Annotated in this window: 23 protein-coding genes; 11 read left to right on the top strand and 12 right to left on the bottom strand. The window is 64.5% G+C overall.

Going from position 1 to position 20,526, the window contains the following annotated elements; translation table 11 throughout:
• Positions 1 to 234: 234 nt before the first annotated feature.
• Both B0E46_RS06720 and B0E46_RS06715 read left to right on the top strand, forming a co-directional pair.
• Complete coding sequence (locus B0E46_RS06720; protein ID WP_217316326.1) at positions 235 to 828, top strand: fasciclin domain-containing protein; 594 nt, start codon at positions 235 to 237, stop codon at positions 826 to 828.
• 109 nt (positions 829 to 937) lie between these two features.
• On the top strand, positions 938 to 1,459 hold the full coding sequence (locus B0E46_RS06715; RefSeq protein WP_077555021.1) for a 3-hydroxyanthranilate 3,4-dioxygenase: 522 nt from the start codon (positions 938 to 940) through the stop codon (positions 1,457 to 1,459).
• On the opposite strand, the gene B0E46_RS06710 is transcribed toward B0E46_RS06715, so the two are convergent.
• Positions 1,456 to 2,010 (bottom strand): NUDIX hydrolase, encoded by a 555-nt coding sequence (locus B0E46_RS06710; protein ID WP_077555020.1) that lies wholly within the window; start codon positions 2,008 to 2,010, stop codon positions 1,456 to 1,458. The genes B0E46_RS06715 and B0E46_RS06710 overlap by 4 nt on opposite strands.
• Positions 2,011 to 2,170: 160 nt before the next feature.
• Here B0E46_RS06710 and B0E46_RS06705 point away from each other — a divergent pair, with 160 nt between their 5' ends.
• Together B0E46_RS06705 and B0E46_RS06700 are read left to right on the top strand one after the other, a co-directional pair.
• Positions 2,171 to 3,655, top strand: a complete 1,485-nt coding sequence (locus tag B0E46_RS06705) for an amino acid permease (RefSeq protein ID WP_077555019.1) — start codon at positions 2,171 to 2,173, stop codon at positions 3,653 to 3,655.
• Between the two features lie 75 nt (positions 3,656 to 3,730).
• Entirely contained in the window at positions 3,731 to 5,176 is a 1,446-nt protein-coding gene (locus B0E46_RS06700; protein ID WP_077555018.1) for an amino acid permease, read from the top strand.
• A 452-nt stretch (positions 5,177 to 5,628) separates the two neighbouring features.
• Here B0E46_RS06700 and B0E46_RS06695 read toward each other — a convergent pair whose 3' ends face one another.
• Positions 5,629 to 5,961 (bottom strand): high-potential iron-sulfur protein, encoded by a 333-nt coding sequence (locus B0E46_RS06695; protein WP_077555017.1) that lies wholly within the window; start codon positions 5,959 to 5,961, stop codon positions 5,629 to 5,631.
• A 166-nt stretch (positions 5,962 to 6,127) separates the two neighbouring features.
• Here B0E46_RS06695 and B0E46_RS06690 point away from each other — a divergent pair, with 166 nt between their 5' ends.
• From B0E46_RS06690 to B0E46_RS06675, 4 genes are all read left to right on the top strand, one after another.
• Positions 6,128 to 6,778 carry a methylthioribulose 1-phosphate dehydratase gene (locus tag B0E46_RS06690; protein WP_077555016.1) on the top strand — a complete coding sequence of 217 codons (651 nt, stop codon included), beginning with the start codon at positions 6,128 to 6,130 and terminating at the stop codon, positions 6,776 to 6,778.
• The gene (locus B0E46_RS06685) at positions 6,775 to 7,338 is read left to right on the top strand and encodes an acireductone dioxygenase (protein ID WP_077555015.1); all 564 of its coding nucleotides are present in this window, start codon (positions 6,775 to 6,777) and stop codon (positions 7,336 to 7,338) included. The genes B0E46_RS06690 and B0E46_RS06685 overlap by 4 nt, the downstream gene beginning before the upstream one ends.
• A gap of 144 nt (positions 7,339 to 7,482) precedes the next feature.
• Positions 7,483 to 8,169: an acireductone synthase gene (gene mtnC / locus B0E46_RS06680; RefSeq protein ID WP_077555014.1), complete on the top strand. Its 687-nt coding sequence runs from the start codon at positions 7,483 to 7,485 to the stop codon at positions 8,167 to 8,169.
• A gap of 20 nt (positions 8,170 to 8,189) precedes the next feature.
• Positions 8,190 to 9,215 carry a C13 family peptidase gene (locus B0E46_RS06675; protein WP_077555013.1) on the top strand — a complete coding sequence of 342 codons (1,026 nt, stop codon included), beginning with the start codon at positions 8,190 to 8,192 and terminating at the stop codon, positions 9,213 to 9,215.
• A 161-nt stretch (positions 9,216 to 9,376) separates the two neighbouring features.
• Here B0E46_RS06675 and B0E46_RS06670 read toward each other — a convergent pair whose 3' ends face one another.
• From B0E46_RS06670 to B0E46_RS06660, 3 genes are all read right to left on the bottom strand, one after another.
• Positions 9,377 to 10,537 (bottom strand): serine hydrolase, encoded by a 1,161-nt coding sequence (locus B0E46_RS06670; protein ID WP_254425074.1) that lies wholly within the window; start codon positions 10,535 to 10,537, stop codon positions 9,377 to 9,379.
• Between the two features lie 216 nt (positions 10,538 to 10,753).
• Positions 10,754 to 11,101, bottom strand: a complete 348-nt coding sequence (locus tag B0E46_RS06665) for an STY0301 family protein (protein WP_168171151.1) — start codon at positions 11,099 to 11,101, stop codon at positions 10,754 to 10,756.
• Complete coding sequence (locus B0E46_RS06660; protein ID WP_077555205.1) at positions 11,088 to 11,525, bottom strand: BPSL0067 family protein; 438 nt, start codon at positions 11,523 to 11,525, stop codon at positions 11,088 to 11,090. The genes B0E46_RS06665 and B0E46_RS06660 overlap by 14 nt, the downstream gene beginning before the upstream one ends.
• A gap of 545 nt (positions 11,526 to 12,070) precedes the next feature.
• Here B0E46_RS06660 and B0E46_RS06655 point away from each other — a divergent pair.
• Complete coding sequence (locus tag B0E46_RS06655; protein WP_254425072.1) at positions 12,071 to 12,505, top strand: PepSY domain-containing protein; 435 nt, start codon at positions 12,071 to 12,073, stop codon at positions 12,503 to 12,505.
• 292 nt (positions 12,506 to 12,797) lie between these two features.
• Complete coding sequence (locus B0E46_RS06650) at positions 12,798 to 13,850, top strand: aldehyde reductase (protein ID WP_077555204.1); 1,053 nt, start codon at positions 12,798 to 12,800, stop codon at positions 13,848 to 13,850.
• Between the two features lie 108 nt (positions 13,851 to 13,958).
• Here B0E46_RS06650 and B0E46_RS06645 read toward each other — a convergent pair whose 3' ends face one another.
• Positions 13,959 to 14,702, bottom strand: coding sequence for an SDR family oxidoreductase (locus B0E46_RS06645; protein ID WP_077555010.1), 744 nt, complete (start codon positions 14,700 to 14,702; stop codon positions 13,959 to 13,961).
• Positions 14,703 to 14,800: 98 nt separating this feature from the next.
• On the opposite strand from B0E46_RS06645, the gene B0E46_RS06640 reads away from it, so the two are divergent.
• Positions 14,801 to 15,697 carry an AraC family transcriptional regulator gene (locus B0E46_RS06640; RefSeq protein WP_077555009.1) on the top strand — a complete coding sequence of 299 codons (897 nt, stop codon included), beginning with the start codon at positions 14,801 to 14,803 and terminating at the stop codon, positions 15,695 to 15,697.
• Between the two features lie 107 nt (positions 15,698 to 15,804).
• Here the strand turns inward: B0E46_RS06640 and B0E46_RS06635 are convergent, their stop codons facing one another.
• The 6 genes from B0E46_RS06635 to B0E46_RS06610 all read right to left on the bottom strand — a co-directional run bounded on the left by B0E46_RS06635 (position 15,805) and on the right by B0E46_RS06610 (position 20,444).
• On the bottom strand, positions 15,805 to 16,755 hold the full coding sequence (locus B0E46_RS06635; protein WP_077555008.1) for an alpha/beta hydrolase: 951 nt from the start codon (positions 16,753 to 16,755) through the stop codon (positions 15,805 to 15,807).
• A gap of 197 nt (positions 16,756 to 16,952) precedes the next feature.
• Positions 16,953 to 17,489 (bottom strand): DUF4199 domain-containing protein, encoded by a 537-nt coding sequence (locus B0E46_RS06630; protein WP_077555007.1) that lies wholly within the window; start codon positions 17,487 to 17,489, stop codon positions 16,953 to 16,955.
• A 108-nt stretch (positions 17,490 to 17,597) separates the two neighbouring features.
• Positions 17,598 to 18,011, bottom strand: coding sequence for a response regulator transcription factor (locus tag B0E46_RS18030; protein ID WP_077555006.1), 414 nt, complete (start codon positions 18,009 to 18,011; stop codon positions 17,598 to 17,600).
• Positions 18,012 to 18,274: 263 nt separating this feature from the next.
• Positions 18,275 to 18,604 (bottom strand): hypothetical protein, encoded by a 330-nt coding sequence (locus B0E46_RS06620; RefSeq protein WP_077555203.1) that lies wholly within the window; start codon positions 18,602 to 18,604, stop codon positions 18,275 to 18,277.
• 51 nt (positions 18,605 to 18,655) lie between these two features.
• Entirely contained in the window at positions 18,656 to 19,630 is a 975-nt protein-coding gene (locus B0E46_RS06615; RefSeq protein WP_217316325.1) for an alpha/beta hydrolase, read from the bottom strand.
• Between the two features lie 418 nt (positions 19,631 to 20,048).
• A complete protein-coding gene (locus B0E46_RS06610) occupies positions 20,049 to 20,444 on the bottom strand; it encodes a GFA family protein (RefSeq protein WP_077555004.1) in 396 nt (131 codons plus the stop codon).
• Positions 20,445 to 20,526: the final 82 nt, after the last annotated feature.

Here is a 20,526-nt window from a genome sequence, read left to right as displayed (position 1 = left end):
GACAAGTCTTTGCCGTCACTCCAGCGTCCCCCGAACAGGGGCAGGAGCAGGGTTCAGCGTCTTCCTTGATTTGCAACGGCACCGGATCGCAGCCTCCGCCGCGATGACGAGTTGCCCAGACCATCCCTTGCGAATATTCATCGCCATCAATGCATCCGGATCCACCCGGGCGCCGTATCTCCACATGCTTCCAATCCGGTAAGCGGAAAAGACTTGGAGATACAGATAATGAAGATGAACCATTCCATGCGAACCCTCGCTGTCGGCCTTTGCATCGCCTTGTCCACCGCTGCCGTTGTGCCGATGGCCTTCGCGCAGTCGGATGCCATGGGTTCGATGAGCATGCACAAGGACCCGATGGTCGGCGGTGCCGCGATGTACCCGTCGAAGAACATCATCCAGAACGCGGTCAACTCGAAGGATCACACCACCCTGGTCGCCGCGGTGAAAGCTGCCGGCCTGGTCGACACCCTTTCCGGCACCGGTCCGTTCACCGTGTTTGCCCCGACCAACGAGGCATTTGCCGCCCTGCCCGCAGGCACCGTCGACAACCTGCTGAAGCCGGAAAACAAGGCCACGCTGACCAAGGTCCTCACCTACCATGTGGTGGCCGGCAGAATGACTTCGCATGATCTCGAAAAGGCCGTCATGGCTGGCGGCGGCAAGGCCGTGCTGAAGACTGTCGAAGGCGATTCGATCACGGTCGCGAAAAGCGGCAGTGCCTGGACCGTCACCGACGACAAGGGCAACGTGGCCGACATCACCATCGCGGACGTGATCCAGTCGAATGGCGTGATCTTCGTGATCGACAAGGTGCTAATGCCGTAATCGGCTGTAGCGCTTCGTTGCACCGGCCGCCCCGATTCCCTCGTCGGGGCGGCTTTTTTTGCGGCGACATCGGCGCTAAGGTGCTTGCTGGTTTTCGTGGGAATTTCGCATGGCCCTGCTGCCTCCGCTCGACCTCCAGCGCTGGATCGACGAGCACCGCCACCTGCTCAAGCCACCGGTCGGCAACAAGTGCATCGTCGATGGCGACTTCATCATCATGATCGTGGGCGGCCCGAACGCGCGCACCGATTACCACCATGACGAAGGCCCGGAATTCTTCTACCAGCTCGAGGGCGAGATGGTGCTGAAGGTGCAGGACGATGGCCGGGCGCGCGACATACCCATTCGCGCCGGCGAAATCTTCTACCTGCCTGCACGCGTGCCGCACTCGCCGCAACGCATGCCCGACTCGATCGGCCTGGTGATCGAACGGCGCCGCCTCAATGGCGAGAAGGATGGCCTGCTGTGGTTCTGCGAGCGCTGCAACCACAGGCTGTACGAGGAATATTTCGTGCTCGACAGCATCGAACGCGACTTCCCGCCGGTGTTCGACCGCTTCTATGGTTCACGCGAGGCGCGCACCTGTGACGCCTGCGGCCACCTGAACCCGGCGCCTGCGAAATACGGCTAGGCGGCGCGCTGCGCCAGCCACTTCTGCGCCATCCGGCGCAACGAGCCGTCGAACCCGGCTTGATCGGCGACTTCGGCTACCGGGCGCCAGGCCAGCGCCCGCGACTCCTCGTTGATCACGAAACGATCGTCCGCTCCCGCGCGCACCACGTAGCGCACGTCGTAGTGCCAATGCGCCGGTTCGTTCGCGCGTGCCGGTATGCGATGCCGGTCGATATCGAAAATGCCATGCTCGACCTGCAGCCCCGCCACACCGGTTTCTTCCTGTGCCTCGCGCAACGCCACCCGCGCCAGGTCCGCATCGCCGTCGGCATGCCCTCCCGGCTGCAGCCAGCGGTCCAGCTTGCGGTGATGCATCAGCAGCACGCGCATGCCGTCTGCACTGACCAGCCATGCCGAGCCAGTGAAATGGCCTGACCGATGACTGCGCTCGAACACGGCGGGATGGGACTGCAGGAAACCGGCGAACCGGACAGCCGAGGCGACCTCGCCCGGAACACGCGAGGCGTATTCCCCGAGCTCGACCAGCAATCGCGAAAAATCAGACGGCATGACTTGTGACATGGAATGCGGGAACGGTCCCCATCATAGCTGCGTCGCAGCTTGTTCCCCTTCCCCCACTCCGTTATGGTTGCTCGTCACATCGGCTCGTCGCGTCATATTCGTCGCGGTTACGGACGAGTGTGGTGTTTGTTTCCACGGGGAGTCACCAATGCTTTTCCAGCGCGTCAAGTCGCTCGACCAGATTCTCGCCACCGCCGAGAAAAAAGGCCTCACACGGCAGCTCGGTCCCTTCCAGCTCACCATGCTCGGCATCGGCGCCATCATCGGCACCGGTATTTTCGTGCTGACCGCCGAGGCGGGCCAGAAAGCCGGCCCGGGCATGATGATCGCCTTCGTGATCGCCGCCGTGGTCTGCGCGCTGGCCGCACTGGCCTATGCCGAACTGGCCTCGATGGTACCGGTCGCCGGTTCCGCCTATACCTACACCTACGGCGTGCTTGGCGAAGGTGTGGCCTGGGTCGTCGGCTGGGCACTGGTACTGGAGTACACGATCGCCGCCAGCACGGTCTGCGTCGGCTGGTCGGGCTACGTGAATGGCCTGCTGGCCAACCGCGGGTTCGGGCTGCCGGAATTCCTGCGCACCGGTCCGATGGACGGCGGCACGTTCAACCTGCTCGCTTTCCTGATCGGACTGGCTGTCACCTTCCTGCTGGTCGTGGGTACCTCCAAGTCGGCCAAGGTCAATGCCTTTCTGGTACTGATCAAGGTCGCGGCCCTGACCGTATTCATCTTCGTGGCGCTGCCTGCCGTGAAGGATCCGAACTTCCACCCGTTCGTGCCGAATGGCTGGGGCAGTCCGATGGGAGGTATCGGCGTGCTTGGCGCGGCCGCCTCGATCTTCTTTGCCTACGTCGGCTTCGATGCCGTGTCGACGGCAGCCGAGGAGACCAAGAACCCGAACCGCAACATCCCGATCGGCCTGATCGGCTCGCTGGGTGTGTGCACCGTCTATTACCTGCTGGTGAGTTACGGCGCCGTCGGTTCGGTGGGAGCCCAGCCGATGCTCGGTCCGGACGGCATGGCACTGCAGCCGGGCACGCCCGAAATGGCAGCCGCCTGCCATGCCTCGCAGGCGCTGGTCTGCAGCAAGGAGGCACTGGCGCACGTCGTGCGCATGCTTGACCACAACACGCTGGGCAACCTGATCGGCTTCGCAGCCAGCATCGCGCTGCCGTCGGTCATCCTGACCATGACCTACGGACAGACCCGCATCTTCTTCACCATGGCCCGCGACGGCCTGCTGCCGAGCTCGCTGGCGAAGATCCATCCGCGCTTCCATACACCGCATGTGATCACCCTCATCACCGGCACCTTCGTCTCCCTGTTCGGCGCCATGTTCCCGGTGGGCATCCTGGCTGACGTCACCAACTCGGGCACCCTGTTTGCCTTCATGATGGTGGCGCTCGGCGTGCTGATCCTGCGCAAGAAGCAGCCCGACCGGCATCGCCCGTTCCGCACGCCGATGGCCTGGCTGGTCTGCCCGCTCGCCGTGCTCGGCTGCCTGCTGCTGTTCTTCAACCTTTCGACCAAGACCATTGTCATCTTCTTCAGCTGGGCGGCGATCGGCCTGGTGGTCTACTACCTCTACGGCTACCGCAAGAGCCATCTGGCCAACGGTACCGAGCCGGATTGATCCGACGCCCCTCCATTTGGCCCGCAACATAGCCGGCACGGTAACCACCGTGCCGGTGTCATATCCGGAACGCCCATGCTCAAGCAGCTACTCGCCCGCAAAACCGATTTCTCCAACGTCGATGAAGGTGACGGCCCTGGCCTGAAGCGGACGCTGGGACCCTGGGGTCTCACCGCGCTCGGCATCGGTGCGGTGATCGGCGGCGGCATCTTCGTGATCACCGGCCAGGCTGCCGCCGAGCATGCCGGCCCGGCGATCATCCTTTCGTTCGTGATCGCGGCGATCTGCTGCAGTTTCACCGCGCTGTGCTATGCCGAGTTCGCGACCCTGATCCCGATGTCGGGCAGCTCGTATTCCTACGCGTACGCCACCCTCGGCGAGCTGGTGGCCTGGTTCATCGGCTGGAACATGGTGCTGGAATACGGCGTGTCGGCCTCGGCGGTCGCGGTCAGCTGGACCGGCTATTTCGTCAGCCTGCTGGACAACTGCGGCCTCCATTTGCCCGATGTGCTGACCAATGCACCGCTCGCCTACATGGATGGTCACCTCGTCACGACCGGCGCGCTGTTCAACCTGCCGGCAGTCGCGATCGTGCTGACCCTGACCTGGCTGTGCTATGTCGGCATCCGCGAATCCAGCGGCGCGAATCTCGCGATGGTGATCCTCAAGGTCAGCCTGATCGTGATCGTGATCGTCGCTGGCTGGCATTACGTGAACCCGGATTACTGGCATCCCTTCATCCCGGCGAACCAGAGTCCGGAAAAATACGGCTGGTCCGGCATCATGCGGGCGGCGACCCTGGTGTTCTTCGCCTATATCGGCTTCGAGGCCACCTCGACCGCCGCGCAGGAAGCGAAGAATCCGCAGCGCGACCTGCCGATCGCCACGCTGGCGTCGCTGGCCATCTGCACCGTCCTGTATATCGGCATCGCCGCGGTGATCACCGGGCTGCTGCCGTTCGACCAGCTCGGCACCGCCGAACCCGTGGTGACGGCGGTCAGGGCACATCCCGAACTCGGCTGGCTGCGCTGGGTGGTCGAGATCGGCGCACTGATCGGGCTGTCGTCGGTGATCCTGGTCATGATCATCGCGCAGCCGCGCATCTTCATGATCATGAGCCGCGACGGCATGCTGCCCAAGGTGTTCTCCAGGATCCACCCGCGCTATCGCACGCCGCACATCAACACCGTGATCACCGGCCTCGGCATTGCGGCGCTCGCGGCGGTATTCCCGCTCGACGTGCTGGGCGACCTCGTCTCGATGGGCACCTTGATCGCCTTCGTCGCCGTCTGCGCCGGCGTGCTGATCCTGCGCCACACGCAACCCGACCTGCCGCGCACGTTCCGCGTGCCGTGGGCACCGGTGACCTGCGTGCTCGGCGTGCTCAGCTGCCTGGCCTTGCTGTACTGGGAAAACTGGTACCAGTGGCTGATGCTCGGCATCTGGACGGTGATCGGCATGGCGATCTATTTCGGCTATGGCCGCCGGCATAGCCATCTACGGAACCAGCCATCGGCATGATCGGGGCAACTGCAGCGAATTTCGTCGAATATCATCCAAAATACGCGAATGTCATTGATGTTCGCGAAAATGGGAAGCGCCTCGCCGAGACACTCTCTTAATCAAAATAATCAGAAATTTGAATGCAACTTATTGTTTTTGATGAATTTAACGAGAATTTTTCGATACAAATTCAGTGACTGATCGCCCATTCGCCGATCGCGGGAGTATGATCCTCAGTCCGCGGGTTGATCACTTGGCAGTGGGCCCCGGATCGCCGCCCGGCGCGTCAGGTGAGTCAGCTCCTCAGCCTGATGCGTCGGGCAGCACTTTCTTCGGGCCAGCCGCCCTGCCCCCCCCGGATTGCCTCCTGCTTCGCCGCATGCGCTGCATCGTCGCGGCGCGCATGAAAAGAAAGGCCGGCATGACGCCGGCCTTCGCATGATCTGCATGGGCGACCAACCGCGTCGAGATCAGGCCTTCTTCGGCGTGTGCGACACGCACCAGCCTTTCGCATTCACCGACTTGCCCGGAAACAACTGGCACGGCCCGCGACCGGTGGCAGCGCCGGAATAGAACTGGCAATTGGCGCAGTCGTCGCCGGCCTTGTGCTTCGCGTCGGTGGACTTGCTGGCATCTTCCACATAACCCAGTGCCTTGGCGGTCGGGTCGGCCTCGGTCACCGGTGGCAGGTCGGCGGCACGCGCGAAGCGCGGCAAACCACCGATGACCACGGCAGCCACGGTGGTGCCGGCTGCCACCTTGAGGAATCGGCGACGCGATTCGGTATCTTGTTCGTTCGACATGGGCAAGCCTCCGTCGGAATCTGCCCGGCGCACCCTGCACCGGATCTCCTTCGCATGGTACGCCCGCCTGCGCAATCTTTCCTGACTTGCGCGAATGGCTCTCATTCCAACCGGGCCACCGCCTCGCGCATGCTATGATGGCCGCTCATTTGGACGTCCAAACACCATGAGCCAAGACCTCCCCGCCACGATCGCCGCAGCCACGTTCCATGCCTGTGCCGACGCCATCGCGGACGCGGCGCGCGAGCTGTCCGCGATGGGTTGGACGCCGGCCACCAGCAGCAATTTCTCGATGCGCGTGGACGCGGAACATGCCGCCATCACCATCTCCGGCCGGCACAAGGGGCGGCTCGGCCGCAGCGACATCATGCTGATCGACCTGCACGGCAACGCCGTCGGCACCGACGCCCGTCCCAGCGCCGAAACCGCCCTGCACACCCAGATCTACCGGCGCTGGCCGGACATGTGCGCGGTGCTGCACACGCATTCGCGCACGCAGAGCGTGGCTTCCCGCCTGTTCGCCAGCGACGGCGTGATCCGCCTGCAAGGCTGGGAACTGCAGAAGGCGATCACCGGCTATCACACGCACGAGAGCACGCTGGAGATTCCGGTATTCCCGAACACCCAGCACATGCCCGAGCTGGTCACCCAGGTCGACGCCTGGCTGGACACCGGCAAGCCGTTGCATGCCTACCTGATCGACGGCCACGGCATCTACACCTGGGGCCGCGACATGGCCGAGGCACAACGCCATCTGGAAGCGCTGGAGTTCCTGCTCGGCTGCGAACTGGACCTGAAAAGACTGAGGGCATCATGAGCCGACTGCGCATCTTCGACGAATCCCGCCCACAATCGCCGCTGAGCGAGCATCACGAACACGCCGCGATCGCGCGTGAACTGGGCCAGGTCGGCGTCCGCTTCGAACAGTGGGAAGCCACCCGGCCGATCGCACCGGGCGCCAGCCAGGACGAGGTGATCGCCGCCTACCGCAGCGACATCGACCGCCTGATGGCCGAAAAGGGCTACCAGGCCGTCGACGTGATCAGCCTCGCGCCGGATCATCCCGACCGCGCCGTGCTGCGCCAGAAATTCCTCAGCGAGCACACCCACAGCGAGGACGAAGTACGCTTCTTCGTCGCCGGCTCCGGCCAGTTCACCCTGCATATCGCCGGCAAGGTCTACGACATCCTGTGCGAACAGGGCGACCTGATCGGCGTACCCGACGGCACGCGCCACTGGTTCGACATGAGCGAAGCACCCTATTTCGTGGCGATCCGGCTGTTCACCAACAAGGAAGGCTGGGTCGCGCAGTTCACCGGCGACGACATCGCCCTGCGCTTTCCACGGATGCAGCCGCGCCAGGCGATGACGGGCTGAGGCATCACCGGCCGGGGGATGGCAGGCTGATTGCGGCAACCGCGGCAACGCGCACACTTGCCCGCCCTGCCCGTGACACAACCGGGCAGCCATTCGATTATGCTGATGGTTCATCAACCATCAGCACCTCCCGCCAGCATCGCCATGACCGAAATCCGCGCCATCGTCACCGACATCGAGGGCACCACCAGCTCGATCAGCTTCGTACGCGACGTGCTGTTCCCCTATGCGCGCAAGCGGCTGCCGGCCTTCATCGAGACCCATGGCGACCAGCCCGACGTGCAGCACTGGCTGCATGAAGCAGCCCGGGAAGCCGGCCTGGTCGAAGCCAGCCGCCAGGACATCATCGAGCTGCTGCTGCAATGGATCGATCAGGATCGCAAATCCACGGCATTGAAAGCGCTGCAGGGCATGATCTGGAAGGATGGCTACGAAGCCGGCGACTACCGCGCCCACATGTACCCCGAGGTCGCCGCGCGTTTGCGCGACTGGCGTGCCGACGGCCTGCGCCTTTACGTGTACTCCTCCGGCTCGGTGCCGGCGCAGCAGTTGCTTTTCCGCCACAGCGAAGCCGGTGACCTGACCCCGCTGTTCGCCGGCTACTTCGATACCGAAACCGGCCCGAAACGCGAGACCGAATCCTACCGGCGCATCGCCGAGGCGATCGGCGAGCAGGCCGCGCACATCCTGTTCCTTTCCGACATCGTGGAAGAACTCGATGCCGCGCGGGCCGCCGGCTTCCACACCGGCTGGCTGATCCGCGAACCGCTGGCATGGCCGGACGCGCCACGGCATCCCGTCCACCGCGACTTCAACGCCATCACTCTCTGAACCCGGGCGCAGATTCCGCCATGCGTACAGTCCTTACCGCCCTGCTCGCCTTCGCCGCCGGCGTACTGCTGATGCTCTGGCTGCCGAATCGCTCGGCACCGCTGCCCGGCGCCGGCATGCCGACGCCATCCGCCTCCGCGCCGGCCACCGCGGACAGCAGCGCATCGGACGCGTCGCCAACCGATGCCGCCAGCGGCGATGACTGGCCGAACACCGCGCCGACGCCGGAGCAGGTGCTCTACGCGCAGCCGCGGATGGTGCGTGAGGCGCTGGCCAAACTGACCCCGCGCGTGGCCGGCAAGCCGAACCTGTATGTGGTGACCTTTGCCGGCGACGGTGGCGAGGACGTATTCCGCAATGAGGCCGAGTACGCCGCCCCGTTGTTTGCGGGGCGCTTCGGTGCCTCTGCGCATACCCTGGCGCTGGAAAACAATCCGGCCACCCTCACCACCCATCCGCTGGCCAGCTGGAGCAATCTCGAAGACACCCTCGATGGTCTGGCCAAGGTGATGCAGCCGGATCAGGACATCCTGATGCTGTACGTCACCAGCCATGGCGACGAGGACCACAACCTGCTGGTCGACATGGACCCGCTGCCGCTGGACCAGATCGGCGCGCCGGACCTGGCCGGCATCCTGGCCAAGCGTCCGTTCAAATGGAAGGTGGTCGTGGTCAACGCCTGCTATTCGGGTGGCTTCGTGCCGCCACTGCGGGGCCCGGGCACCCTGGTGCTCACGGCCGCGCGTACCGACCGCAGCTCATTCGGCTGCGGCAGCGATTCGGACATCACCTATTTCGGCAGGGCGTGGCTGGTCGATGCCCTCAACCACACCGACAATTTCGTCGATGCGTTCAAGCAGGCCAGCAGCGAGATCAGCCAATGGGAGCGGCAGGACAAGCTGACCCCGTCCGAACCGCAAATCGATATCGGCAGCGGCATCGAAAACCAGCTCGCCCTGTGGCGCAAGGGCATCACGCCTGGCCGGGCGGTTGCTTTCGCTCCCGTCGCGCCCGCACCGGCGAGCACCACGTCTCTCTCGCAGTGACTCATCCGCGCCCTGGCAAATGGCCCGCGGAACACATGGCGCCCGGCGTCATGCTTCATCGGCCGAATCCAAGCGATGAGGCGCGCATCGGAACCATCTGCGCGAACCTGCGCGATGCGCCCGTGCTGTAGGAAGCCACCGTTTTTACAACACGACGCGACTCAGTGCGTCGATGAATCCCGCTCCGCATCCAGCGCGTGCTTGATGGCAGCAACGAACGCGCTGCGCGCGGCGACCAGCGCGTCGGACGTCGCATGCGGCCACGCACCCACCTGGGCGATCACCAGCTGGCGCGAAGGATCGACGTAGACCATCTGGCCGAAGATGCCGATCGCGGCATAGCTGCCATCGGCATCCGTCCACCACAGATAACCGTAGCCGCGGCCGGGCTCGTCGACGCTTTCCTGGCGGTGCAGCGCACCGTCAAGCCACGCCTTGGCGACCACCGGCTTGCCGCCGATGCGACCGCCGTCGAGCATGAACTGCCCCAGCCGCGCGTAATCGCCCAGCGTGGCCGACAGGCCGCTGCCGCCGGTGTCGCTGCCATCGCATTCGTCCTTGATCCAGTACGCATCGGCGGCCATGCCGTACGGCTGCCAGACCGTCTGCGACAGGTAGGCGGCCAGCGAACGATGCGTGGCCCGCTGCACCAGGATTCCGAGCAGGTCGGTTTCCGCGGTGTTGTAGTTCCAGTGCGTGCCGGCGGGCCATTGCCGCGGCTGTCTGCGCAAGTACGACAGTATGTGCGCCTGGCCGTCGACGCAGGCGCCGAGATACATCTGCGCCACGTCCGACCTGGCGTCGGCGTAGTCCTCGTTCCAGTGCACGCCGGAGGTCATCGTCAGCAACTGCTGCACCGTGACCTTGGCGTAGGCGCTGTCGCGCAGTTCCGGGATGTAGGTGCCCAGCGTGTCGTCGAGGCTGCGGATGTCGCCCCGCTGCAGCGCGATCCCCAGCAAGACGGAGGTCACCGACTTGGCCACCGAGAACGATTCCCAGCGCTGCGCCGGCCCGAAGCCCAGCGCATAACGTTGCAGGCGGATGCGACCGCGCTGCAGCACCAGCACGCCGGCGAGGTGGTGCTGGTCCATGTAGCCAGCCAGCAACCCCGACGCACCCTGACCGCCCAGCAGCAGAGGCTTGCCCTGCGGCAGTTCATGGACATGCGCGTCGTGCGGGGCGCGATCGCTGGGAAACAACTCGTACATCCGCCGGAACTGCGCCTCACGCTGTGCCTGGGGCCAGAACAGCACGGCTTCGCGTTGCTGGCCAATCGTCGGCGTGTGCTGCTCGCTGGCTGCCGTCAGCAGCGTAACGGTCATGCAAAACGCAGCCACCAGCAGGCGAATGAGGATAGTCGGAGACATGGCAGCGCGCGTCGGTGTGGTTGCGGAACCAGCATGTTAGCCGGCCGAGCCGTGCCGCTTGTGGCACGTCATGAAATCGGCTGCGGGGCGTCACCCGGCAATCGACCGTGCCCTGGGCATCCAGCCGTTTTCAATTTTCCTGGCCGAGCGGGTGCCTGCCGTCTTTCCCGGCTATTGGCAGCGCAGCGAAAGTGTCTTGCGTGCGTCGATCTTGTAATCGCACCTGCCGACCCGGTGGGCGAGCTTCTCGTCGACCGCGCTTCCATCGGCATATTTGCATCGAACAGAGACAAACCGGCCGGCGTCGTAGACGTACCCGAGTTGCCAGTAACCGGATCGCTCGTGCGCCTCGTCGGGAACCAGGCTGGCCATCTCCTCCGGCGAACCGTCAAAGACATCCACGGAGCGCAGCGCCGAGTTGCCTTGCGCGGGGCAGACATCCGCCGCACGAAGAGGGGGCGCGGAACAGGCGCAGAGGCACGCAAGCAGCAAGGAAAGAGGCACCCTATTCAACGACATAAAAATTGTCCCCGTTGTTTGACCGCCCGTGTGCTCCCCAGCGCAACACTCTTGGCCCGATCGCCTTCGGGCTTGGCGGGGTGACGTACTGGTCGTAGACAAGCACGCCGGCGGCGTTCTGGCTGACGTAGATCGCGGCATGCCCCTCGTAATGCCCCGAGGCGTTGAATGTTGCGATCACCGTGCCGGAGGCGATGTTCGCATTGTTGCGTACGGCGGCCCCCTTCCTCCACTGGCTCGTGACCGGCAAAGAAGGGCAGACCTTCTTTACATACGATACGCACTGGCCGCACAGATCCGTCCCGCGGGTTTGGCCGTCCATCGGCGCCTGATCGAACGGCCCAAGGCGGGATGTCGGTGCGCACACCCACTTTCCAACGGGCGCATTGAGGTTGCTTGCATAATTGATGGATGTATACGCCATGACAGACTGTCCCTGTTGCATGCGCGAGCTTCGCTGGTGTCGGCATGTTGCCCCGAGTTTCACGCCATGTCACCCGTGGCACGCCACCCAGTGCCGGCTTGGGGCCCGACAGCGGCTCCAGACACGTGAACGCCGGAAACTACGCGATCTCGCCCGGCCAGCTGATGGAAACGTGGCCGCAGACGAACGGGCCGACCTCGAGACAACTCCGCTGGATCGCAGCTCTCCGGCCCAAAATAACGTTGCCTGCTTTTTCCCTTGGCCGAGGCTGCAGGCCCAACGCCGCCTCGACAAAGATGAACCCTCCCCTTCTTTCACCCGAAAGTCACGCGCACATTCACGCCATCGTCCTGAGCCTGATGCTCTGATCTCGGCTGCAAGAGTCGGCGCCGAGTGCGACCTGCCGGCTCGCATCCCTTGAACGACGCCTGCGCAAGCTGGCGATACCGTTCCGTTTCGCCCCCCAAGGAGAGTTCCCCATGATCAAGCGCATGCTTCCCCTTTTGATTGGACTGTCGGTTTGCGGCGCTGCCCTCGCACAGGACATGCCTGCCACCGCCCAGTCGACCACCAGCACCACGACGACGGTGACGACGATCACGTGGCCGGCCCAGCCGCCCACCGGCGGCTCGACCGAGGATGCCGTCAAGACCGCGATCGCCAACGCCGGCTACAAGGAAGTGAAGGGCCTGAAATTCAAGGACGGCGTGTGGCGCAGCGAGGCACGCGGCGGCAACAAGAAGTGGGTCAAGCTCGCGGTCGGGCCGGTCAACGGCAAGGTGTATGCGGCCGATGCGCCATCCAAGCTCAACAAGGACGAGATCAGCGCCAAGCTGGCGAACGCCGGCTACCAGAACGTCAAGGACGTGAAGTTCGACGAAGGCCTGTGGGCCGCCGAAGCCAAGACTCCGCACGGCAACGACGTCGACCTGCTGGTCGATCCGGACGATGGCAGCGTGGTAGCCAAGTCGCACGATTGATTCGTTGCGCCTGCGATGATTGAAGAAGCCCGGCGCGTTGATGGCGTCGGGCTTCTTCGTCTGATGGCCGAGGACGCACTGCATGCGGGGCTGGCGCGATTGCAGTTTGTGGCGTGAGGAGGTCGGCACTCCAGCAGTCGTCAAACTGCGATCCCCGCCTGTGCAGGAAGACGAGCCTGGAACGGAGTGGTCCGAGCTGACTTATAGTGCACTCTGACTGGTTCCGCGCCCTTCGTTTCCCGCTTTGTTTACCCACCCTTTGTTTCCCACGCATCGAACGACAGGAATGACCATGAGCACCGTTCTGGTAACCGGCGGATCAGGCTTCATCGGCAGCCAAGCCATCCTGCAACTGCTGGCGGCAGGCCACCTGGTACGCACCACGGTGCGCAGCCTGAAACGCGAAGGCGACGTACGCGCGATGCTGCAGCAAGGTGGCGCCGAGTCGACCGACCGCCTGTCCTTCGTGGTTGCCGATCTCGAAAGCGACGCCGGCTGGCCGCAAGCCGTCACCGGCTGCGAATACGTGCTGCACATCGCGTCGCCGTTTCCCGCCACCCTGCCCCAGCACGAGGACGAGTTGATCGTGCCGGCGCGCGAAGGGGCGTTGCGGGTCCTGCGCGCCGCGCGCGACGCGGGCGTCAAGCGCGTGGTGCTGACCTCCTCGTTCGCGGCGGTCGGCTACGGGCAGAAAGTGCAGACGGCGCCGTTCGACGAAAGCAACTGGACCGATCCTGCCGGCGAAGACGTGCAGCCCTACGCGAAATCGAAGACCCTGGCCGAGCGCGCGGCCTGGGATTTCATCGCCAGCGAAGGCGGCGCGCTCGAACTTGCCGTGGTCAACCCGGTCGGCGTGTTCGGCCCGGTGCTGGGGCCGGACTACTCGACCTCGATCCTGCTGGTGCAGCGGCTGATGGATGGCGCCATGCCCGGGTGCCCGCAACTCACCTTCGGTGCCGTCGACGTGCGCGACGTCGCCGACCTGCACATCCGCGCCATGACCGATCCCGCCGCCAAGGGCGAGCGATTCCTCGCCGTGGCCGGCGATTTCCTCTCGATCCGCGACATCGCCATGATCTTGAAGAACCGCATGGGCGCAGCGGCCAGACGGGTACCGACCCGGCAATTGCCGAACTGGCTGGTGCGCCTCGCCGCGCTGCGCGACCCGGCGGTGAAACAGATCATCCCCGAACTCGGCAAGCCGAAGAACGCCACCAGCGCAAAGGCCCAACGCGTGCTCGGCTGGGCGCCGCGTACGCGCGAGGAAGCCATCGTCGCCACCGCGGAAAGCCTGTTGCGGCTCGGGCTGCTGAAGGAGAGCCCGGCGGGATCCAAGGACAACTGACGGGACTGGATTCACTTCCCGTCTTCAATGGGCGAACCAGGCCCCAGTTGGACGGGCATCGTCAGTTCGAAAACTTTCTTGGTCCCGATTTTCAGTCCCGCGTTTCGATCATTTCGACCGAGCCAGCGCCACCGCGTCGGGGCCAGCCGGGAAACGGAGTTGCCCGGAGGCATCGTTCGCCGCGCACCAAACCGCTTCGGCCACATCCGATTCGCTCGTAACCACCGTTTGCCTGGCAAATGCAGCGAAGACGGACTGCGCATAGGGTGCATACGCCTCGGGAATCAACCCTTCCATCCGCGGGGCGCCATTCTGGGTGAATCGGGTGGTTGGGCCATAGCCTGGCTCCACCAGTTTGGCGCGAGCGCCGAACGATGCGAGCTCGTGCGCAAGCGACCCGGTGAAACCTTCGATGGCCGCCTTGCTCGCGGTGTACACCGCAACCAGCGGCATCGGCGCCAACGTGGCACTCGATGTCACATTCACGACCACACCTGACCTGCGAGCCCTGAACTGGGGCAGCACCGCCTGCGTCGTCGCCATGACGCCGAAGGTGTTGGTCTCGAATACTTCGCGCGCCGTGGCCATCGGCGTGGCCTCGAACGCGCCCAGGATGCCGATGCCCGCGTTGTTGACGAGGACATCGATGGGGCCACTCGCCTGGAGCGCGGCTGAAATGCTCTCAGGCCTGGTCACGTCCAGCGCCAGCACGCGGAGTCTGTCCGAGTGGGGCAGCACGTCTTCGCGGGGTGTCCGCATGGTGGCAACCACGTTCCAGCCCCGGGAATGGAAGTAGCGCGCGGTCTCCAAACCATAGCCGGACGAGCAGCCGGTAATCAGTACAGTGTTCATTGCAGGTTTTCTCTCGGTTTCGGAGATGCCACGATAGCGAGACGGAAAAGGACGATCTACAATTCAAAGTCCGTATTACGTTGGCGAGAGTCCACAACATGCTTGACCCGCTCTCGGAGATCATCACGCTGCTTCGACCGCGAACCGTGTTTTCGAAGGGCATCAGCGGCGCCGGGCGCTGGGGGGTACGCTACGGCGACTTCGGACAACCAAGCTTCTGCGTCGTGCTCGATGGCCGTTGCCTTCTGGCTGTCGACGGCCAGGACACCGTCACCCTGGAGACGGGCGACTTCGTGTTTCTCCCTGCGACGCCGGGCTTCACCCTGTCCGGGTTCGAGCCAGTGACCCCCGAGCGCATCGATCCGAAGGTAACGCCCGCGCCGACGGGTGAAGTTCGCCACGGCACCCGTGGAGGGCGCCCCGACGTACGCCTGCTCGGCGGTTATTTCGTCTTTGACTCACCCGATACGGCATTGCTGGTGACACTGCTGCCGGCACTGGTGCATGTACGCGATGTGGAACGGCTGTCGGTGCTGGTACGTCTGGTCGGCGAGGAAACCGCCCATCGAAGATCCGGCCGCGACCTGGTGCTCGCGCGCCTAGTGGAAGTGCTGCTGATCGAGGCCCTGCGGTCGACACCGGGCGAAGGTACGCCGCCGGGGCTGCTGCGTGGATTGGCCGATGCCCGGCTCGCGGCTGCGATGCGGCACATGCACGGCGATCCCGCGCGTTCGTGGACCGTGGACCAGCTCGCGAAGAAGGCCGCGTTGTCGCGCTCGGCGTTCTTCGAAAGGTTCACGCGCGCCGTCGGGCTGCCGCCGATGGAATACCTGCTTGCCTGGCGCATGGCTGTCGCGAAGGACTTGCTGCGCAGCCACGACATCAGACTGGCCGAGGTCGCCGAACGCGTCGGCTATGGCTCGGCCAGCACCTTCAGCACCGCCTTCAGCCGCCACGTCGGCCAGTCCCCAAGCAGCTATGCACGCGGGCACTGAAACATCCCGGCGCGAATCCAAGACGACGGCGTCCGGAACAGGCACTGCTGGTGACTGCCTGAGCGTATCGGTGATGTCCACCGACGAAAGCGAACATGCTTGATCACCTATCGGCCTGCAGCGGGAATCATCCCGAGGTTGCTCATCCATGCCTCGGCCAGGGCTGGCCAGCGCGTGATCGGGTCCGACGTTGGCCTCAGTCCAAACGCGTGTCCGCCGTGCGCATACAGGTGCATTTCCGTCGGTACGCCGGCCTCCTTCAGCGCAGCGAAATAAACCAGGGCTTGCTCGACGCCGTCCACGTTGTCGTCTTCCGCCTGCACCAGAAACGTGGGTGGCGTTTCACGGGACACGGGGACATTCGGATTCAACTTGCTGTCGTGATCGACCGCGAGGTGTCCCGGATAAATCGGCATCGCGAAATCCGGGCGGGCGCTTTCCCGGTCGGCAGCGTCGACGGGGGCATACAGGCGCCGGTTGAAGTTGGTGCTGATCTCGGCCACCAGATAGCCGCCCGCGGAAAACCCGATCACGCCCACCTTGTGCGGATCGATATGCCATTCCGCCGCGTGATGGCGCACCAGCCGCAGCGTTCTCTGGGCATCCTGCAATGAAGGTACCGACAACTGGTAATTGTGCGGACGGCAATCGCACTTCCAGACATAGGGCACACTCGGGACGCGATACTTCAGCAAGACGCAGGTGATGCCCCTGGACGTCAGCCAGTCGCAGATTTCCGTGCCCTCGAGGTCCATCGCCAGGATCTGGAAGCCGCCACCCGGAAACACCACGACCGCAGCGCCCGTGTTGTTCCCCTTGGGCGCATACACCGTCATCGTCGGCTCGGTCACGTTGGTCACCGCGGTCACCGGCTTGCCGGCCAGCAACTTGTCGCTCAGCTTCGCCGTTTCCGGACCGGGAACTTGTTTTGCGTCCGGCGCCGCTCCCGGCCAGATCGGTATTTGTGTGTGTCCGGCATCCGGCTGCCAAACCGTCGTCGTTGCATGTGCGCTTGCGCATGCAGCCAGCAGACACAGGGCAAGGGCCCAAAGCTTCATGACGCTCCTCCGTGTTGGCGCTCGCCAAAGTTGTGCGATCGAGGCAGGAAATCAGGACTGACGCAACTTCGCGATACTGCACGCCGCATCGGGCCTGCTGCAGCCGCTTCCGGGGATTTCTTCGGGCAAAGCCTGCTGCAGGCGCGCGGAGTTCAGGTTGCGGGTAGGCCAGGAAAGCCCAGGCGATGCGGGCAACCTCAACCCCGTCGCGCGGGCAAGAACCGGCTGTTGCGCAGCAGTCCCGCCGAGACCAGCGACACCAGCACGCCGACCGGGAAGATCTCCGCGAAGGTCATCGGCAAGCGGTACATCGGGTTGGCGTACTGCACCTTGAAGGCATCCATGTCGGCGCTCAGTTTCGCCAGCGCCTCGGCGCTCGCGCCCTTCGCCTTCTCGCTGGCGATGATGGCGTTCGCGTAGGAGCTGGCGAAATCCATGTGGGTCATCGCCTGCACCGCTTCCCACGCGACCACGTAGAAGATCCCGGCGATGAAGCTGACCCCCAGCCCGACCCCGAGCGCCGGCCAGAACCCGATCACCCCGCCCCGGTCCACGTCCCGGTGCCGCTTGATCCCCACGAACACCGCGCTCAGTGCGATCAGCATCGTCGTGTAGCCGATCAGCATGCCGTATTTCATCGGCGGCATTCCGGAAAACGCGACGAAGGTGACGAACTCGAAGCCGCCGACGACCAGGCCGGCGATCACGCCGTACTTCAGGATGGTGCGCAACATGGTGTACCCCTTGAGTGATGGATCGAGCCGCCATTGACCGCGATCCGGTCCCGCCCGGCAATCGCCCGAACGGGTGATTTCGGCCTATTCATGCCAAATAATCCGGCGTCAGGGCACGATCCCCAGCTCGCGTGCCCGGCGGATCGCCTCGGTGCGCCGCTTCGCGCCCAGCTTCTCGAACACTCGCGCCACATGCGTCTTGACCGTGTTCGGCGAAATGTGGAGGCGCGCGGCGATCTCCTTGTTGGAATGGCCGGCGGCCAGTTCGTGCAGCACCTCCAGCTCCCGCTCGCTGAGCCCCAGCGCCGCCTGCGCCTTCGGGTTGCCGTCGAAGGCGGCCGGCGCCGGCGCGGCGAACACCCGCACGCCCAGCACGATGCCCAGCACCAGGAAGGCCGCCGCGACCAGGAACAGGTAGACGTCGCCCGAATGCATCCGCGCCAGGCGCTGGTAGTCGAGCCACTGCAGGGCGAGCGTGCCCGCCGCCAGCAGCGCCCCGTAACCGACCACCCGCTTCCACATCCCCGCCTCCACTCGCCCCGTGCCAGTTCATCTTAACGCCCGTGCGCGGGCGCCATGCCACCGCCACCGGCTCCTGCGCCACGCTGGATCATCGCGCTGTTCCACCGCCGCCTGGAACGCATCCATGGCGACATGGGGCATCTTGCGCAGGGGCCGCGGATCGGCGGATCGTTCAACCAGACCGAAACCCATTCCGGGGACGCGGAACGGAGCCACACGAGTCGAATGCTGGCCCGTGTCCGCAAGAAAGCGCCCGACAAGCCTCAGCTTTCGTTGTCCCAGAACACGTCGACCGCGTCGCGGTTCATGATGCCCCATATCGGCGTGCCCAGTCGCACCAGGCCAGTGCGTATGCGATGGCTGGATTCGTCGTAAGCAGAGATGCGAAAGATCATCTGGTACTTCGAGGTGGTGAGCCACATCGACAGCGGGACGGACAGCCAGAAAGTGTTGGATTTCGCGTGCAGGATGCGCAAGCCGCTGGCCGCGGCCCAGTCCCGCAGCAGTGCCCTGGCGTTCTGGTAGTGGCGCCAGCTCAGCCAGACGACTCCGACGATCAGCAGCGAAAAGAGCAGTGGCGTGGTTCGGGTCATCATGCCTCCAAAGATCGAAAGATCGTGGTCCGGTTCACTTTCTCACGGCAGTCAGTGAACCGGATCCCGATGCTCTTGAACCAGCGGCTCGATCTGCGTCTTCAGCACCCGGAACTGTGCGTCGACCATGAGCGGATTGGGGTCGTGGCCGACCTTGTCGAGCAGGATGTATTGCTTGGTCGGCGCCTTGATGCGGTCGAAATACGCCTTGGTCACGCTCGGCATGGTGAGGAGGTCTTCCTTGCCCTGGATGATGAAGACCGGCATGGGGAAGGTCGTGCCGAGGGCCGGCAAATCGATGCGCGAGAGCATGCCATCGCCCTTCATGCCCACGAGTTGCACGTACGAGTAGTCCTCACCGTCGGTATACGCCGTCTTGTAGGCCGCGGTGTCGTACTGCGACGGGAAATTCCACCACGTGTCCGGCGCGGGCTGGGTGTTCTTTGCCTCGTACCGGCGCGTGATGCGACGGACGATGCCGAAGGCGCGCGGATTTTCCCACGGTGGTGCACCAAGGGCCTCCAGCGAGGCGACCGCCTCTTTGTCGCCGGCGGCGCGCGTCAGCTCCAAGGCGCGCTTGTAGGTGGCGTTCTGGTTCGCACGGTATTCGACCAATTGCGATGTGCCCTGGTAGGCGGAGAACAGCTCGGGCTTCAGCTTGAGCATGTTGATCGCCAGCGCCGAACCCCAGGAGCCGCCGAACAAAATCACCTGCCGCTTGCCCAGGCGATGCGTGGCATAGGCAGCCACTTCCACGCCATCCCTGGCCATCAGCGCCATCGTCAGCGGGCGAGTGGCTGTATCCGGGTTTCGCGCAAACGTCTTGCCGCTGCCGCGCTGGTCCCACTGCACGAGCGTGAAATCCTTCTCCCACGGGCCGTAGAGATTTTCGGCAAAAGGCGTTGATGGATTACCCGGGCCGCCATGCACGATCAGGACAACGGGATTGGCGCAGTCCGCGCCACCGATGGTGACCCACTGCTCGATGCCATCGATCGGCACGAAGCCTTCTTCCGAGATCCTCATGCCCGGCTTGCATGCCGCGGACGTGTCACCGGCGACCGAAGGGCGGGACGCCAGCAATCCTGCGGCCAAGCCGGCCGCAATCAACCATTTGTTCATACGTTCCCCAAAAGGATCGGGGTCACGTTCACTTTCTTACGGCAATAAGCGAACCTGGCCACCGATAGTCGCCCGAAGCCTAAGCGGTGTTGCATGACCGAGCAAGCCGCCCTGCCGACGGGGACCGATGGCGACGGCGGACGCGCCCGGCCTGATGCGGCGCCCGACGTTTTGAACGGCTGCCATGCGGCGCGCATTTGCGGAGCTCGACTAGTCCTTGTCCGCTCCTGCGGACCCTTGCCTTACATAAACGGCACCGCACTCGTCGAGCGATTCGGACAGTGACGGCAAGCGAAGCTGCACCCGATCGTTCGCATGGGAGCTAAGCCATGTGCTGCATGTCCCGCGGCATGCCCACCCAGGCGTGCATGCGCTCCTCGTATACCGAGACGCCGGGTGCGGGGAAGGACGGATCGGCGAAGGCACCCACCGGGATGGCCATGCTCTCTGCATCGCCTTCGATGGTGTAGTAGACCGTCGAGCCGCAATGCGGGCAGAAGTTGAAGGTCGCTCGCCCCCCTTCGTCGCCGACGCGGACGAACTGCTTTGCGTTTCCGCTGACCGTGACCGCAGCGGCCGGGAAGCGCGCCTGCACGCCAAACACGCTGCCGGTCCGGCGCTGGCACGCGAGACAGTGACAGACCGAGACGCGGACAGGCTCGGCTGAAGTTGTCGCGACCAATTGGCCGCAAGCGCATGAGGCAGAACGAGAAGGCATCGGCGGCTCCCAGGTAGAGAGGAATCGGGATTCTGACAGCGGTGCCGGATTTCTTCAGTCACGGAAAGATCGGGGCCCCGAT

The organism is Rhodanobacter sp. B04 (assembly GCF_002001125.1).
Taxonomy (GTDB): Bacteria; Pseudomonadota; Gammaproteobacteria; order Xanthomonadales; family Rhodanobacteraceae; genus Rhodanobacter.
This window is presented reverse-complemented; position numbering and strand designations above follow the sequence as displayed.

What these genes read in the sequence shown, in the direction of transcription:
- B0E46_RS06720 (WP_217316326.1), top strand. Translation starts at nt 235, where the DNA reads ATGAACCATTCCATGCGAACCCTCGCTGTCGGCCTTTGCATCGCCTTG.
- B0E46_RS06715 (WP_077555021.1), top strand. Translation starts at nt 938, where the DNA reads ATGGCCCTGCTGCCTCCGCTCGACCTCCAGCGCTGGATCGACGAGCAC.
- B0E46_RS06710 (WP_077555020.1), bottom strand. Translation starts at nt 2,010, where the DNA reads ATGCCGTCTGATTTTTCGCGATTGCTGGTCGAGCTCGGGGAATACGCC.
- B0E46_RS06705 (WP_077555019.1), top strand. Translation starts at nt 2,171, where the DNA reads ATGCTTTTCCAGCGCGTCAAGTCGCTCGACCAGATTCTCGCCACCGCC.
- B0E46_RS06700 (WP_077555018.1), top strand. Translation starts at nt 3,731, where the DNA reads ATGCTCAAGCAGCTACTCGCCCGCAAAACCGATTTCTCCAACGTCGAT.
- B0E46_RS06695 (WP_077555017.1), bottom strand. Translation starts at nt 5,961, where the DNA reads ATGTCGAACGAACAAGATACCGAATCGCGTCGCCGATTCCTCAAGGTG.
- B0E46_RS06690 (WP_077555016.1), top strand. Translation starts at nt 6,128, where the DNA reads ATGAGCCAAGACCTCCCCGCCACGATCGCCGCAGCCACGTTCCATGCC.
- B0E46_RS06685 (WP_077555015.1), top strand. Translation starts at nt 6,775, where the DNA reads ATGAGCCGACTGCGCATCTTCGACGAATCCCGCCCACAATCGCCGCTG.
- mtnC (WP_077555014.1), top strand. Translation starts at nt 7,483, where the DNA reads ATGACCGAAATCCGCGCCATCGTCACCGACATCGAGGGCACCACCAGC.
- B0E46_RS06675 (WP_077555013.1), top strand. Translation starts at nt 8,190, where the DNA reads ATGCGTACAGTCCTTACCGCCCTGCTCGCCTTCGCCGCCGGCGTACTG.
- B0E46_RS06670 (WP_254425074.1), bottom strand. Translation starts at nt 10,537, where the DNA reads ATGACCGTTACGCTGCTGACGGCAGCCAGCGAGCAGCACACGCCGACG.
- B0E46_RS06665 (WP_168171151.1), bottom strand. Translation starts at nt 11,101, where the DNA reads ATGTCGTTGAATAGGGTGCCTCTTTCCTTGCTGCTTGCGTGCCTCTGC.
- B0E46_RS06660 (WP_077555205.1), bottom strand. Translation starts at nt 11,525, where the DNA reads ATGGCGTATACATCCATCAATTATGCAAGCAACCTCAATGCGCCCGTT.
- B0E46_RS06655 (WP_254425072.1), top strand. Translation starts at nt 12,071, where the DNA reads ATGCCTGCCACCGCCCAGTCGACCACCAGCACCACGACGACGGTGACG.
- B0E46_RS06650 (WP_077555204.1), top strand. Translation starts at nt 12,798, where the DNA reads ATGAGCACCGTTCTGGTAACCGGCGGATCAGGCTTCATCGGCAGCCAA.
- B0E46_RS06645 (WP_077555010.1), bottom strand. Translation starts at nt 14,702, where the DNA reads ATGAACACTGTACTGATTACCGGCTGCTCGTCCGGCTATGGTTTGGAG.
- B0E46_RS06640 (WP_077555009.1), top strand. Translation starts at nt 14,801, where the DNA reads ATGCTTGACCCGCTCTCGGAGATCATCACGCTGCTTCGACCGCGAACC.
- B0E46_RS06635 (WP_077555008.1), bottom strand. Translation starts at nt 16,755, where the DNA reads ATGAAGCTTTGGGCCCTTGCCCTGTGTCTGCTGGCTGCATGCGCAAGC.
- B0E46_RS06630 (WP_077555007.1), bottom strand. Translation starts at nt 17,489, where the DNA reads ATGTTGCGCACCATCCTGAAGTACGGCGTGATCGCCGGCCTGGTCGTC.
- B0E46_RS18030 (WP_077555006.1), bottom strand. Translation starts at nt 18,011, where the DNA reads ATGTGGAAGCGGGTGGTCGGTTACGGGGCGCTGCTGGCGGCGGGCACG.
- B0E46_RS06620 (WP_077555203.1), bottom strand. Translation starts at nt 18,604, where the DNA reads ATGACCCGAACCACGCCACTGCTCTTTTCGCTGCTGATCGTCGGAGTC.
- B0E46_RS06615 (WP_217316325.1), bottom strand. Translation starts at nt 19,630, where the DNA reads ATGAGGATCTCGGAAGAAGGCTTCGTGCCGATCGATGGCATCGAGCAG.
- B0E46_RS06610 (WP_077555004.1), bottom strand. Translation starts at nt 20,444, where the DNA reads ATGCCTTCTCGTTCTGCCTCATGCGCTTGCGGCCAATTGGTCGCGACA.